The sequence below is a fragment of the Halopseudomonas sp. L-58 genome, from assembly GCF_056859475.1.
The window spans coordinates 133885-148608 of record NZ_JBSXON010000071.1; the positions used below are offsets into that span (position 1 = coordinate 133885).

8 protein-coding genes are annotated in these 14724 nt (G+C 61.7%); 3 read left to right on the forward strand and 5 right to left on the reverse strand.

The genetic code is table 11. The annotated features are described in order from the left end of the window. Positions 1 to 38: 38 nt before the first annotated feature. Positions 39 to 962, reverse strand: coding sequence for a branched-chain amino acid transaminase (locus tag AC13EY_RS13440; RefSeq protein WP_088275742.1), 924 nt, complete (start codon positions 960 to 962; stop codon positions 39 to 41). Positions 963 to 1035: 73 nt separating this feature from the next. Further along, positions 1036 to 3990, reverse strand: coding sequence for a bifunctional [glutamate--ammonia ligase]-adenylyl-L-tyrosine phosphorylase/[glutamate--ammonia-ligase] adenylyltransferase (gene glnE, locus AC13EY_RS13445; RefSeq protein ID WP_228245856.1), 2955 nt, complete (start codon positions 3988 to 3990; stop codon positions 1036 to 1038). A gap of 279 nt (positions 3991 to 4269) precedes the next feature. On the opposite strand from glnE, the gene aceE reads away from it, so the two are divergent. Next, a complete protein-coding gene (aceE, locus tag AC13EY_RS13450) occupies positions 4270 to 6927 on the forward strand; it encodes a pyruvate dehydrogenase (acetyl-transferring), homodimeric type (protein ID WP_088275708.1) in 2658 nt (885 codons plus the stop codon). A gap of 11 nt (positions 6928 to 6938) precedes the next feature. Further along, positions 6939 to 8573 carry a dihydrolipoyllysine-residue acetyltransferase gene (gene aceF / locus AC13EY_RS13455; protein ID WP_482877380.1) on the forward strand — a complete coding sequence of 545 codons (1635 nt, stop codon included), beginning with the start codon at positions 6939 to 6941 and terminating at the stop codon, positions 8571 to 8573. Positions 8574 to 8983: 410 nt separating this feature from the next. Here aceF and clpB read toward each other — a convergent pair whose 3' ends face one another. The 3 genes from clpB to rluD form a co-directional block, all read right to left on the reverse strand. Then, complete coding sequence (gene clpB, locus AC13EY_RS13460) at positions 8984 to 11551, reverse strand: ATP-dependent chaperone ClpB (protein WP_228245854.1); 2568 nt, start codon at positions 11549 to 11551, stop codon at positions 8984 to 8986. Positions 11552 to 11686: 135 nt separating this feature from the next. Further along, the gene (gene pgeF / locus AC13EY_RS13465) at positions 11687 to 12430 is read right to left on the reverse strand and encodes a peptidoglycan editing factor PgeF (RefSeq protein ID WP_338213303.1); all 744 of its coding nucleotides are present in this window, start codon (positions 12428 to 12430) and stop codon (positions 11687 to 11689) included. After that, positions 12427 to 13386: a 23S rRNA pseudouridine(1911/1915/1917) synthase RluD gene (gene rluD, locus AC13EY_RS13470; RefSeq protein ID WP_088275712.1), complete on the reverse strand. Its 960-nt coding sequence runs from the start codon at positions 13384 to 13386 to the stop codon at positions 12427 to 12429. Before rluD ends, pgeF begins: the two co-directional genes overlap by 4 nt. A 178-nt stretch (positions 13387 to 13564) precedes the next feature. Between rluD and AC13EY_RS13475 the strand changes: the two genes are divergently transcribed. Then, positions 13565 to 14557, forward strand: coding sequence for an outer membrane protein assembly factor BamD (locus AC13EY_RS13475; RefSeq protein ID WP_482877383.1), 993 nt, complete (start codon positions 13565 to 13567; stop codon positions 14555 to 14557). Positions 14558 to 14724 lie beyond the last annotated feature (167 nt).

Genomic DNA, 14724 nt, shown 5'->3' on the forward strand with positions numbered 1-14724 from the left:
GCAAATATTTGCCGCTTGAGGCTTGCCGCTTGCGGCTATCAACCGACCAGCGTCCGCCATTCGGCGTGCTCTGCGGTCTGGCCGGTGACCAGATCGAAGTATGCCTTCTGCAGTTTTTCAGTGATCGGACCGCGACGGCCTGCACCGATCTGGCGGCAATCCAGCTCGCGAATCGGCGTAACTTCGGCGGCGGTGCCGGTGAAGAAGGCCTCGTCGGCGATGTAGACTTCATCACGAGTGATGCGCTTCTCGACAACCGGGATATTGAACTGCGACGCCAGCGCCAGCACCGTTGCGCGGGTAATACCGTTCAGGCAGGCAGTCACTTCCGGGGTGTAGATAGTGCCGTTCTTGACGATGAATACGTTCTCGCCCGAGCCCTCGGCAACATAGCCTTCCGGATCCAGCAGCAGCGCCTCGTCGGCACCGGCGGAGACCGCTTCCTGCAGCGCCAGCATGGAGTTCATGTAGGCACCGCTGGCCTTGGCACGGGTCATGGTGATGTTGACGTGGTGACGGGTGAAGGAACTGGTGCGAATCTTGATGCCGCGCTCAAGTGCTTCTTCGCCCATGTAGGCACCCCAATGCCAGGCTGCGATGGCAACATGTACCTTCAGGTTGTCAGCGCGAATACCCATGCCTTCGGATCCGTAGAACACCAGCGGGCGAATATAGGCGGTTTCCAGGTTGTTCTCGCGAACCACGGCGCGCTGCGCCTCGTTCAGCTGTTCCTTGGTAAAGGGAATCTTCATGCCCATGATGTGGGCAGAATCGAACAGGCGATCGGTGTGTGCGTCCAGACGGAAGATGGCGGTGCCATCAGGGGTCTTGTAGGCACGGACGCCTTCGAATACGCCCATGCCATAGTGCAGCGAGTGCGTGAGCACGTGAATATTGGCTTCACGCCAGGGAATCATTTCACCATCAAACCAGATTAGACCATCACGATCGGCCATCGACATAGCAGCCAGCTCCATACGTATCTATTCAATCAGTCTTGCGTTCTTGGTTTCTGCCTGAGCGCGCCCTAGCCGATCACACCCGCGTATCGGGGATCGGCTCCTGGGGTGGCAGCACCTGCTGCCAGAGCTTGATGACCCCGTGTCGGAAATCATGAAACTGGTCGCCGCTTACTTTGCCCGGCTGATTCTGTAGAGCCAGGCGATGAGCTGCAGCCCGGTAGGCCTTGTAAGCCTCCTGCAGGCTGGTGACATCCTCACCGGCGATCAGACCGGCGTTTTGCAGCTCATCAAGAATCCTGATGTTGTCGGTGTAGCGCAGTAATTCGGGGTACCGGCACGACCAGGCAAGAACCGCATATTGCACCATAAATTCGATGTCAACGATACCACCTGCGTCCTGCTTGAGATCAAACAATTGCGCCGCGGTGAAGGCATCTGCCGTTGTACCGGCCCGCGTTGCCTTGGTACCGAGGTTGTCGCGCATCTTCTGGCGCATGTCGCTGACCTCGCGCAGCAGTGTTTGCTCATCGCGCTGGCGGCCCAACACCTGAGCCCGCAGCGCCTGAAAGCGTTCGGCAAGACGTTCACAGCCGACCAGCGCACGTGCCCGCACCAGCGCCTGATGCTCCCAGGTCCAGGCCTCATCCAGCTGATAGCGCGAGAACGACGCCAGCGAGCTGACCAGCAGCCCGGAATCGCCGGACGGCCGCAGGCGCATATCCACCTCGTACAATGCCCCGGAAACCGTCTGGGTATTGAGCATGTGGATCACCCGCTGCCCCAGCCGGGTGAAGAACTTGCTACCCTCGATCGGTCGCTCACCATCGGTATCGGCCTGCGGATCACCGTCGTGGATAAACACCAGATCCAGATCGGAGCCATGCCCCAGCTCAATACCGCCGACCTTGCCATAACCAATAATGATGAAATCCAGCTCGCAGCGCGACCCGTCGGCCCGCGCCGGGCGGCCGTGGCGTGCGACCATCTCGCGCCAGGCCAGCATCAGCACCTGCTGCAGGATCGCTTCCGCCATCCAGGTCAGGTAATCACTTACCTTCATCAGCGGCAGGGTGCCCGCAATTTCCGAAGCAGCAATGCGCAGCACGTGCGCCCGCTTGAAATAGCGCAGGGTTTCCATCTGCTGTTCAAGATCGTCCTCGGGGATGCGCAGCAACTGCTGGCGCAGCTCGTCGGCCAGCTCCTCTGCGACCGGTGGCCGGTAAAGTCGTCCGGCGTTCAGCAGCTCATCCAGCACCACCGGGTAGCGGGCAATCTGCTCGGCGATCCACGGGCTGGCCGCACACAACACCAGCAGCTCACGCAGTGCACCCGGATTCTCGGTCAGCAGCACCAGATAGGCAGAGCGCCGCGCCACTGCCTCGACCAGGGGCAGCACGCGCTCCAGAGCCAGATCGGGGTTATCCTGCTCGCAGGCCATGGCCAGCAGCCGCGGCATGAAGGTATCCAGCCGCTCGCGCCCCGCCCGCTGCATGGCACGCACTCTGGCCGAGCCGAGCAGATCCTGCAGACGCTTCCAGGCCGCTGGCGCTTCGGTGTAGCCAGCCTCTGTCAGTTGCTGCAGTGCCTGCTCCGGCTCCAGGGTGCCATCCCACAACGGCACCCAGTCGGTCTGGCTCGACTGCAGCTCGTCCTCGTCTTCGTCCGGGTCCGCAATCACGCCGGCAAAATGACGGGCTACACGCCAACGTTCGGCGTCAAGTCGCTCACGAAAGGCCTCCCAGCTGGAAAAACCGAGCATCCACGCAATCCGCGCCTGGCCTTGCGGATCAGTCGGCAGCATCTGCGTCTGGCGGTCATCAACCGCCTGCAGGGCGTGTTCGGTATCACGCAAAAAGCCATAGGCATCGGTCAGTTCCTGCACTGCTTCAGCAGGCAGGTAGTTATTCTCACCCAGGGTTTTCAGCACCCCCAGAATCGGCCGCTGCTGAAGGCTGCGGTCACGCCCTCCGTGAATCAACTGGAACGCCTGACCGATAAATTCGACCTCGCGGATGCCACCAGAGCCCAGTTTGACGTTGTCGTGCAGGCCCTTACGCTGCACCTCGCGCTGAATCATCTGTTTGAGCGTGCGCAGCGCGTCAATCGCGGCGAAGTCCAGGTAACGCCGGTAGACAAACGGCCGCAGCATCGCCAGCAGCTCGGCGCCGGCCTGCTGATCACCGGCCACCACCCGCGCCTTGATCATGGCGTAGCGCTCCCAGTCGCGCCCCTGACTCTGGTAGTACTGTTCCAGCGCGTCAAAGCTGAACACCAGCGCACCGCTGTCGCCATAGGGGCGCAGGCGCATGTCGACACGGAACACAAAGCCATCGACCGTGGGCGCATCCAGCGCCTTGATCAGCTTTTGCCCCAGGCGAATGAAAAACTCCTGATTCGACAGGCTGCGGCGACCGCCGCGGGTCTCACCTGCCTCGGGATAGGCAAAGATCAGGTCAATATCGGACGACAGATTCAACTCGACCGCGCCCAATTTGCCCATACCGAGTACCACCATGTGCTGCGGCACACCGTCACGACTGACCGGCTCGCCGAAGCTGGTACAGCAGAGCCGGTACAGCCACTGATAGGCCTCGTCGATGCAGGCGTCGGCCATATCCGAGAGATCCCGGGTGGTTTCCTTCAATGCCGCCCGGCGGGTCAGGTCGCGCCAGATGATGCGCACCTGCTGCCACTGACGAAAGCGGCGCAGACGCTGCGCCAGTTGCTCCTCACTGTCACAGCCTTCCAGCACCTGCTGCAGCAAGCCACGCAGCTCGCCCTCTTCGAGTGAGCGGGTCAAACGCCCCTGCTCCACCAGCCGCCAGGCCAGCAAAGGATCACGGCGTAACTGCTCTGCCACGAAGTCACTGGCGGCCAGCACCTGCGCCAGCTCTGTTTCAAAAACCTCACCGAGTTCCGACCGACGCTCGGTCAGCCCCGCCTGGGCGAGCGCGGCCGCCCACTGGGCAAGATGATGATCACGGGTTGCCTGCAGGGACTCCGGCAGCGGGGGCAGCGTAGATGGCATGGTCTATCCTGTTCATGAACCGAAACAGCAGCTTGCCACGATGGCTGCCGACGGGGAAGCGGCGCAACATGACCAGATAGTCTGAATGTAGTACAACTACAAATTAGACCTTTGCGGACTGGATAAAGCTGATTTTATGTAGTAAAACTACAGAACAAATTCCAATACACCCTGTCACAACACCCACAGGTGTTTGGCAAGCCCAGGTCGACACCCTCCGATCGGCAGGTTCGCGACCGCTTCCGGCACTTGCAAGGCCCACAAGGTCTGGAGACCACAATGAAGCACGATGATATTGATCCACTCGAAACCCAGGAATGGCTCGACGCGCTGGAGTCCGTCCTCGACAACGAGGGTGAAGACCGCGCGCACTACCTGATGACCCGGCTTGGTGAGCTGGCCAGCCGCAGCGGCACCCCGCTGCCGTACGCCATCACTACACCGTATCGCAACACCATTCCGGTCACCCACGAAGCCCGCATGCCCGGCGACCTGTTCATGGAACGCCGCATTCGCTCGCTGGTCCGCTGGAACGCCCTGGCGATGGTCATGCGCACCAACCAGCAGGACCCGGATCTGGGTGGCCACATTTCCACCTTCGCCTCCAGTGCGACGCTCTACGACATCGGCTTCAACTACTTCTTCAAGGCGCCGACCGAGGAACACGGCGGTGACCTGGTCTTCTTCCAGGGCCATGCCTCGCCCGGCATCTACGCCCGCGCGTTCATGGAAGGCCGCATCAGCGAAGAGCAAATGGAGAACTTCCGCCAGGAGGTCGACGGCAAAGGGCTGTCCTCCTACCCGCACCCGTGGCTGATGCCCGACTTCTGGCAGTTCCCGACGGTCTCCATGGGCCTGGGCCCGATTCAGGCGATCTACCAAGCGCGCTTTATGAAGTACCTCGAGCACCGCGGCTTTATCGAGCCGGGCAAGCAGAAGGTCTGGTGCTTTGTGGGCGACGGTGAAACCGACGAGCCGGAAACCCTCGGTGCCATCTCGCTGGCCGGTCGCGAGAAACTGGACAACCTGATCTTCGTGATCAACTGCAACCTGCAGCGTCTGGACGGCCCGGTGCGCGGCAACGGCAAGATTATCCAGGAACTGGAAGGCAGCTTCCGCGGTGCCGACTGGAACGTCATCAAAGTCATCTGGGGGCGCATGTGGGACCCGCTGTTCGCCAAGGACGACAACGGCCTGCTGCAACAGCGTATGGAAGAAGCCGTCGACGGCGACTACCAGAATTACAAGGCCAAGGACGGTGCGTTCGTGCGCGAGCACTTCTTCGGCACCCGCCCCGAGCTGAAGGAGATGGTCAAGGACCTCTCCGACGAGGAAATCTGGAAGCTCAACCGTGGCGGCCACGACCCGTACAAGGTGTATGCCGCGTACCATGAGGCGGTCAACCACGAAGGCCAGCCGTCGGTCATTCTGGCCAAGACCATCAAGGGCTACGGCACCGGTGCCGGCCAGGGTCAGAACACCGCGCACAACACCAAGAAAGTCGATATCGACAGCCTAAAGAAATTCCGCGACCGCTTCGACATTCCGGTCAACGACGACGAACTGGAAAAACTGCCATTCTTCAAACCGGAGGAAGGCAGTGCCGAATACAAGTACCTGCACGCCCGCCGCGAAGCGCTCGGTGGCTACATGCCGCAGCGCCGCGTCGAAAGCAAGCGTGTTCCGGTTCCGCCGCTGGACACCCTGAAAGCCATTCTGGACGGCACCGGCGACCGTGAGATTTCGACCACCATGGCCTTCGTGCGCATCCTGTCGCAACTGGTCAAGGACAAGGAACTCGGCCCGCGCATCGTACCCATCGTGCCGGACGAAGCCCGCACCTTCGGTATGGAAGGCATGTTCCGTCAACTCGGCATCTATTCCTCGGTCGGTCAGCTGTACGAGCCGGTCGACAAGGATCAGGTGATGTTCTATCGCGAGGACAAGAAAGGTCAGATCCTCGAGGAAGGCATCAACGAAGCCGGTGCGATGTCCAGCTGGATTGCGGCCGGCACGGCCTACAGCACGCACAACCAGCCGATGCTGCCGTTCTACATCTTCTATTCGATGTTCGGCTTCCAGCGTATCGGCGATCTGGCCTGGGCCGCCGGCGACAGCCGCGCCAAGGGTTTTTTGATCGGCGGCACCGCCGGCCGCACCACCCTGAACGGTGAGGGTCTCCAGCACGAGGACGGTCACAGCCACCTGCTGGCGTCGACCATTCCCAACTGCCGCAGCTACGACCCGACCTACGGCTATGAACTGGCAGTGATCATCCGCGAGGGCGCGCGGCGCATGATGGAGGAGCAGGAGAACGTCTACTACTACCTCACCGTCATGAACGAGGCCTACACCCAACCGGCCATGCCCAAGGGCAAAGGCGTGGAAGACGGCATCATGCGCGGCATGTATCTGCTCGACTCCACCGGCAAGCCGGGCGATCTGCACGTGCAGCTGATGGGCTCCGGCACCATCCTGCGCGAAGTGCGCGAAGCCGCCGCCATCCTCAAGAGCGACTTTGGCGTCAGCGCCGACATCTGGAGCGTCACCAGCTTCAACGAGCTGCGCCGTGACGGTCTGGCAGTCGAGCGCGACAACCGCCTGCACCCGACCCGCAAGCCCAAGACCAGCTTCGTCGAGCAGTGTCTGGACAAGCGTCAGGGCCCGGTCATCGCCGCCACCGACTACATGAAGCTGTATGCCGATCAGATTCGCCAGTGGGTGCCTGCGCCCTACAAGGTGCTCGGCACCGACGGCTTCGGCCGCAGCGACAGCCGTCGCAAGCTGCGTCACTTCTTCGAGGTGGATCGCCACTGGGTTGCCTATACCGCACTCAGCGCGCTGGTCGAGCAGGGCAAACTCAAGCCCAAGGTGCTGACCGATGCGCTCAAGGCCTTTGGCCTAGATGCTGACAAACCCAATCCGCTGGACTGCTAAGGAGCGACGCCATGAGTGAACTCATCAAGGTGCCCGACCTCGGCGGTGAAGGCGAGGTCATTGAAATTCTGATCAAGGAAGGCGATCAGGTCGAAGCTGAACAATCGCTGGCCGTTGTCGAGTCCGACAAGGCCAGCATGGAAATCCCCTCGCCCAAGGCAGGCAAGGTCACGTCGATCAAATTCAAGCTGGGCGACAGCCTGAAAGAGGGCGACCCGCTGATCGAACTGGAAGTCGAGGGCGACGCACAACCCAAGCAGGCAGACAGCGACGACAAGCCTGCCGAAACCGCGCCCAAGGCTGAGCAGAAGCCCGAGCCGAAAGCCGACGACAGCAAGCCTGCCGCCAGCGCCAGCAGCCGCAGCGAAGCCATCAAGGTCCCGGATCTGGGTACCGACAGTGCACGCGTGATCGAAATTCTGGTGAGCAAGGGCGATCAGGTCGAAGCCGACCAGTCGCTGCTGGTACTGGAGTCGGACAAGGCCAGCATGGAGCTGCCCGCGCCCTTCTCCGGTGTGATTGAGTCGATCGACATCAAACTGGAGCAGGACGTCAAGACCGGCGATGTGATCATGCACATGCAGGTCAAGGGCGACGACAACGCTGCCAAGCAGGAAGATCAGCCGCAGGCCGCCAAGAACGAAGCAGCCAAACGTGAGGCGCCCGCAGCCAGCAGCAAGGCCAGCGAGGAGCAGCCCAGCGCGCCGCCCGTCGGCGGCCCCAGCCGTGAAGGGGCCAAGGTCCATGCCGGCCCGGCCGTGCGTATGCTGGCCCGCGAGTTCGGCATCGATCTGACCGAGGTCAAACCGACTGGCCCGCGCGAGCGCATCCTCAAGGAAGACGTACAGAAACACGTACAGGCGGTCATGCAGCAGCGCAAGGCAGCACCTGCTGGCGCAACCGGTGGCAGCGGTATTCCGCCGGTGCCGGAAGTCGACTTCTCCCGGTTTGGCGAGATCGAGACCGTCGACATGACCCGCCTGCAGCAGGTCGGCGCCAGCAACCTGCACCGCAGCTGGCTCAACGTGCCGCACGTCACCCAGTTCGACCTGGCCGACATCAGCGCGCTGGAAGCCTTCCGCAAGGAGCAGAAAGCGGCTGCCGACAAGGCCGGCGTCAAACTGACCGTGCTGCCGTTCCTGCTCAAGGCCTGTGCCCATCTGCTGCGTGAGCAGCCGAACTTCAATGTCTCGCTGGCGGCCAATGGCAAGCAGCTGATTCAGAAGAAGTACGTGCACATCGGCTTCGCCGTCGACACACCGGACGGCCTATTGGTGCCGGTTATCCGTGATGTCGACAAGAAGAGTCTGCTGCAGCTGGCAGCCGAAGCGGCCGAACTGGCCGACAAGGCGCGCAACAAGAAGCTCGGAGCCGACGCCATGCAGGGCGCCTGCTTCACCATTTCCAGCCTGGGCCACATCGGCGGCACCTACTTCACGCCGATCGTCAACAGCCCGGAAGTGGCGATTCTTGGGGTCTCCAAGGCGACCATGCAGCCGGTCTGGGATGGCGCCAGCTTCCAGCCGCAGCTGATGCTTCCGCTGTCCCTGTCCTACGACCACCGCGCCATCAACGGCGCAGCGGCCGCGCAGTTCACCAGGCGTCTGGGTGAATTGCTGGGGGATATTCGGACGATGTTGCTGTAAGCGTTGGATCGAGCGGTAAGAAAAGGCCTCGGATATTCCCGGGGCTTTTTTCTGTTCAATAACAAGGAAGCTGCAGATTCTGCCACTGGACGGCGAATTCGGCGCGGACCCGGATCCCCGTTTACGCGGGCGAGTAGCGCAGGGCTGGCGGGAAAAAGAGCCGTAGGATGTCTGAGGGGCGTAGCCCCGAGTTTTACGGCTCCCCGTCAGGCCGAGCAACGCAGCGAACCCGAAGGGCCGCGTAGCCGGGGTGGCCTAGGGGGTGCAGGGGGAAATGGCCAAGCATTTCCCCCTGCTCGCCGTAGAGGCGAAAAGCAGACTTGAACAATGCAGGGCACCAAACAAATCAACACACAAACAAAAACCCCGCACGGTCTCCCGTGCGGGGTTTCTCATCAATACAACATCAATCAGGCCGTAAACACAAACTCGTCGCCTTCGACCTTGGCGTGAATAGTCACGCCCGGGGCAAAGTCGCCAGCCAGGATACGCTGAGCCAGCGGGTTTTCGATCCAGCGCTGGATCGCGCGCTTGAGCGGCCGCGCGCCATACACCGGGTCATAGCCAACCGAGATCAGTTTCTCCAGTGCCTCATCGCTGAGCTGCAGATCCAGTTCGCGTTCGGCCAGACGCTGACGCAAACGGCTGAGCTGGATATCAGCGATACCGGCGATCTGATCCTTGCCAAGCGGCTCAAACACAACCACTTCGTCAACCCGGTTGATAAACTCAGGCCGGAAGTGCTGGGTCAGGGCGTCCATCACCGCCGCATGCTGCGCTTCGCGATCACCCACCAGTTCCTGAATCTGCGCAGACCCCAGGTTGGAGGTCATCACCACCACGGTGTTGCGGAAATCGACGGTGCGGCCCTGGCTGTCGGTCAGACGGCCGTCTTCCAGCACCTGCAGCAGCACGTTGAACACATCCGGATGCGCCTTCTCGACCTCATCCATCAGGATCACCGAGTACGGCTTGCGACGTACCGCTTCGGTCAGATAACCGCCTTCTTCATAGCCGACATAGCCCGGAGGCGCGCCGATCAGACGAGCCACCGAATGCTTCTCCATGAACTCGGACATGTCGATCCGCACCATGGCGTCTTCGGTATCGAACAGAAACTCGGCCAGCGCCTTGCACAGCTCGGTTTTACCGACACCGGTCGGACCAAGGAACATGAACGAGCCACTCGGGCGGTTCGGGTCGGCCAGACCGGCCCGTGAACGGCGCACCGCATTGGAAACTGCCACCACCGCTTCGTTTTGGCCGATAACCCGCTTGTGCAGGGCATCTTCCATACGCAGCAGCTTGTCACGCTCGCCTTCGAGCATCTTGGCCACCGGGATCCCGGTCCACTTGGAGACGACCTCGGCGATTTCCTCGTCGGTTACCTTGTTGCGCAGCAGCTGGTTTTCCGGCTTGGTGTGCTGCTCGGCCATCTGCTGGCTGCGCTCTAGATCCGGGATCACGCCGTACTGCAGCTCGGCCATGCGGTTCAGGTCGCCCTTGCGACGAGCCTGATCCAGCTCGGCCTTGGCCTGCTCGATCTTTTCCTGAATCTGCGCCGAGCCCTGTACGTCAGCCTTTTCAGCCTTCCAGATTTCTTCCAGATCGGCGTATTCACGCTCGAGCTTGGCGATATCGTCCTTCAGTTTCTCCAGTCGCTTGAGGGCGGCGTCGTCGTCTTCCTTCTTCAGCGCCTCACGCTCCACCTTGAGCTGAATCAGGCGACGCTCCAGACGGTCCAGCGCCTCGGGCTTGGAATCAATTTCCATGCGAATGCGGCTGGCCGCTTCATCGATCAGGTCGATGGCCTTGTCCGGCAACTGACGGTCAGTGATGTAGCGGTGCGACAGCTTGGCTGCGGCAATGATCGCGCCATCGGTGATGGTGATCTTGTGGTGCACTTCGTAGCGCTCTTTCAGACCACGCAGAATCGCGATGGTGTCCTCTTCAGAGGGCTCATCGACCAGCACCTTCTGGAAGCGGCGCTCCAGCGCGGCATCCTTTTCAATGTACTGACGGTACTCGTCCAGCGTGGTTGCGCCAACGCAATGCAGCTCGCCGCGCGCCAGCGCCGGCTTGAGCATGTTGCCCGCATCCATGGAGCCTTCGGCCTTGCCGGCGCCAACCATGGTGTGCAGCTCGTCGATAAACAGAATGACGCGGCCTTCCTGCTTGGACAGTTCGTTCAGCACCGCCTTCAGGCGCTCTTCAAACTCGCCACGGAACTTGGCACCGGCGATCAGCGCCCCCATATCAAGTGACAGCAGGCGCTTGTCTTTCAGGCCATCCGGCACTTCACCGTTGACGATACGCTGGGCCAGGCCTTCAACAATGGCGGTCTTGCCCACGCCGGGCTCGCCGATCAGCACCGGGTTGTTCTTGGTACGACGCTGCAGCACCTGGACGGTACGGCGAATTTCGTCGTCACGGCCGATCACCGGGTCCAGCTTGCCCTCTTCGGCGCGCTTGGTCAGGTCGACGGTGTACTTGTCCAGCGCCTGGCGTGACTCTTCGGCATTCGGGTCGTTGACCGACTCGCCGCCGCGCAGGTTGTTGATGGCGTTTTCCAGCGCTTTCTTGGACACGCCCTGCCCCAGCAGAATCTTGCCTGCGGTCGTGTTGTCGTCCATCGCCGCCAGCAGCACCAGTTCGCTGGAGATGAATTGGTCGCCCTGCTTCTGCGCCAGCCGGTCAGCCTGGTTGAGCAGACGTGCCAGCTCGGTAGACAGGCTGACGTCACCGGTTGGATTGCTGACGGTCGCAAGTTTGTCGATGGCCTCGTTCAGGGCTGCGCGCAGGGCGGCGATATCAAAGCCGACCTGCATCAGCAGCGGCTTGATCGAGCCGTGCTGCTGCTCAATCAGCGCCAGCACCAGGTGCAGCGGGTCGATCTGGGAATGGTCGCGGCCGACGGCCATGGATTGTGCGTCGGACAGGGCGACCTGAAGCTTGCTGGTCATACGGTCAATGCGCATGAATAAAAGTCCTCTAGTCTGAGCCCGGCCGAACAGTTCGTAGCGGGCCTTTCATCTGTGATGACACAGTTATAGGGACGATTATTGCGCTTTCAAGTGACCCCATGATGATTAGGGTCAATTTTTTGTCGCCTTTTAGCCGGCGACTGGCGACTCCAGCCAGATGAGGGAGGCAAAGCGCCCGGTTTGCCCATCCCGGCGGTAGGAAAAGAAACGTGCAGCATCCGACCAGGTGCACTCATCACCGCCGTAGACCTGACGCACGCCGACATCAGCCAGGCGCTGACGGGCCAGCTGGTACAGATCGGCAAACCAATGCCCTTCACGCTCCGCCGGAGTAAAAGCGCTAGCGGCGCGGGCATCGGCCGTTATAAAGGCATCACGCACCTCCGCCCCCACCTCAAAGGCAGCAGGACCGATAGCGGGCCCAAGCCATACCAGCAGTTCGCTGGCCGAGCCACCGAGCCGGCGCACAGTCTGCTCCAGCACCCCGTCGAGCAAACCACGCCAGCCCGCATGGGCAGCCGCAACGCGACTGCCCTCACGATCACAGAACAGCACCGGCAGGCAGTCAGCGGTCATGATGGTACAGGCAATACCTGGCTGGTCGGTCCAGCTGGCATCCGCCTCCAGTACCTGAGCCGGGTCCGCCTTGCATACCTCGGTACCATGCACCTGGGTCAGCCAGGCCGGCTGACACCCCAGCACCCGCTCCAGCTCGGCGCGGTTGGCGGCAACGTGGGCCGGGTCATCACCGACATGGTCACCCAGGTTAAAACCTTTCCACACGCCCTGGCTGCAGCCGCCCCGGCGCGTGGTGATACAGGTGCGTACGTGCGCTGGCGCAGGCCACTCCGCGCTCATCCACAGCATGCTCATTCGCCGATCTCACCATCCTCGCGCAGCAGCGCCAGCAGATGCTGCATGTCTTCCGGCAGCGGCACTTGCCAGCTCATGTGGCGACCGTCGGTCGGGTGCTCCAGCTCAAGCCGGCGTGCGTGCAGCGCCTGACGCGGAAACTCGCGCAGTTCCTTGATCAGTTCAGGGCTCGCGCCCGGCGGAATACGCAGACGGCCGCCATAGACCGGATCGCCGACCAGCGGAAAATGGATATAGCTCATGTGCACGCGAATCTGGTGCGTGCGCCCGGTTTCCAGCTTGACCTTGACGTGGGTGTGCGCACGAAAACGATTGATCACCCGGTAATGGCTGATCGCCGTCTTGCCACCGGCAACGACGGCCATCTTCTGACGCTGGGTACCGTGACGGGCAATCGGCTGGTCGACCTTACCGCCTGCCGTCATCACGCCAATCACGACACATTCATATTCGCGGCTGACAGTGCGCGCCTGCAGCTGGGCGACCAGGTCGGTCTGCGCCTCGATGGTCTTGGCCACCACCATCAAACCGGTGGTGTCCTTGTCGAGCCGGTGGACGATGCCGGCACGCGGCACCTTGGCCAGTTCAGGCGCGTGGTGCAGCAGAGCATTGAGCAGGGTGCCGTCCTGATGGCCGGCAGCCGGATGCACGACAAGGCCGGCAGGCTTGTTGATCACCAGCAGCGCGTCGTCTTCATAAATGATGTCCAGATCGATGGCTTCGGCCTGCCACTCGCCCTGAATCTCGCGCTCGGCATCCAGCTCCAGCCGCTCACCACCCAGCACAATGTCACGGGTGCGCTTGACCTCACCATCGACCAGCAGACTGCCGTCCTTGATCCAGCCCTGCAGGCGGGAACGGGAATAGTCGGGGAACAATTGCGCGGCCACCTGGTCCAGGCGTTGACCACCCGATTCCGGGCTGACCTGTGCGGACAAACGAATACGATCTGACATGGGGAACTCACTGGAAGGCGTTGTGCGCCGGAACCGGCCGCAATCCCTTTTGGAATCGACCGGACGCTGTGGTTAAATACGGCTGGTCCGGGAAGTCCGGACAAGGCTGCAAAGGCCCAAACTATAACAGGACGGCCGCACTGGAAACAGCGCACGCCAACCATTCGGGTGTCATGATATGTCGATGAAACATCTGCTGCTGGTCGGAGTACTGGCACTGCTGGCAGCGTGCTCTTCCAACGCACCGGTGATTGACGAGTCGCTCAGCGAGTCGGAGCTGTATCGCAAGGCCCAGACCGATCTGGACGCAGAAAATTACGGTTCCGCTGTTGAAACCCTGCGCGCCCTTGAGGCCCGCTACCCCTTCGGCCGCTATGCCGAACAGGCTCAGCTTGAACTGATCTACGCCTACTACCAGAACTATGAGCCGGAAGCCGCGACCGCGTCAGCCGACCGTTTCATCCGCCTGCACCCCACCCACCAGAACGTCGACTACGCCTATTACATTCGCGGCCTGGCTTCCTTTACCCGCGACCAGGGTATTATCGAGCGCTTCCTGCCGCTGGACATGACCCGTCGTGACCCGGGTGCCGCCCGCGACTCGTTCAACGATTTCGCCCAGCTGATCAACCGCTTCCCGAACAGTCAGTACGCACCGGACGCCCGCGCGCGCATGGTTTACCTGCGTAACCTGCTGGCAGCCTACGACGTGCATGTCGGCCACTACTATCTCAAGCGCGGCGCCTATCTGGCCGCTGCCAACCGCGGTCGTTACGTGGTCGAGAACTTCCAGCAGACTCCTTCGGTGGGTGACGGCCTGGCCCTGATGGTTGCCGGCTATAACCGCCTGGCCATGCAGGATCTGGCAGACAGCGCACTGGAGACACTGAAGCTCAACTATCCGGAACACCCGGCATTGATCGATGGCGAGTTCAAGCATCACGTCGAGCCGGCTGTGGCCGAAATGGACTGGCTGGAATCGGCTTCCGTTGGCCTGATCGACGCTGTTACCGCCCCACCGCCGCGCATGGCAAAAACGCAGATGGAGCGCGAAATGGAACGCCAGTACCAGGACGCCGCAGCCTCACTGCCCCGCGAAATTCGCGTCCGCCAGAACGGCGAACCCCATCGCAGCTTCTGGAACCGCATCACCTTCGGCCTGCTCGACTGAGGGTGGCCCGACTAAAAAGCCCGCCACGGCATTCGCCATGGCGGGCTTTTTTGTCGGGCAGCGGCAAGCTACAAGCCTCAAGCTGCAAGTAAAAGCAGCGCGGATGTTTAGTTTGTGGCTTGTAGCTTAAAGCTTGCGGCTTGCCGCTGCCGGCCAAAGGCCGGCTG

What these genes read in the sequence shown, in the direction of transcription:
- aceF (WP_482877380.1), top strand. Translation starts at nt 6,939, where the DNA reads ATGAGTGAACTCATCAAGGTGCCCGACCTCGGCGGTGAAGGCGAGGTC.
- clpB (WP_228245854.1), bottom strand. Translation starts at nt 11,551, where the DNA reads ATGCGCATTGACCGTATGACCAGCAAGCTTCAGGTCGCCCTGTCCGAC.
- AC13EY_RS13440 (WP_088275742.1), bottom strand. Translation starts at nt 962, where the DNA reads ATGTCGATGGCCGATCGTGATGGTCTAATCTGGTTTGATGGTGAAATG.
- AC13EY_RS13475 (WP_482877383.1), top strand. Translation starts at nt 13,565, where the DNA reads ATGTCGATGAAACATCTGCTGCTGGTCGGAGTACTGGCACTGCTGGCA.
- aceE (WP_088275708.1), top strand. Translation starts at nt 4,270, where the DNA reads ATGAAGCACGATGATATTGATCCACTCGAAACCCAGGAATGGCTCGAC.
- rluD (WP_088275712.1), bottom strand. Translation starts at nt 13,386, where the DNA reads ATGTCAGATCGTATTCGTTTGTCCGCACAGGTCAGCCCGGAATCGGGT.
- glnE (WP_228245856.1), bottom strand. Translation starts at nt 3,990, where the DNA reads ATGCCATCTACGCTGCCCCCGCTGCCGGAGTCCCTGCAGGCAACCCGT.
- pgeF (WP_338213303.1), bottom strand. Translation starts at nt 12,430, where the DNA reads ATGAGCATGCTGTGGATGAGCGCGGAGTGGCCTGCGCCAGCGCACGTA.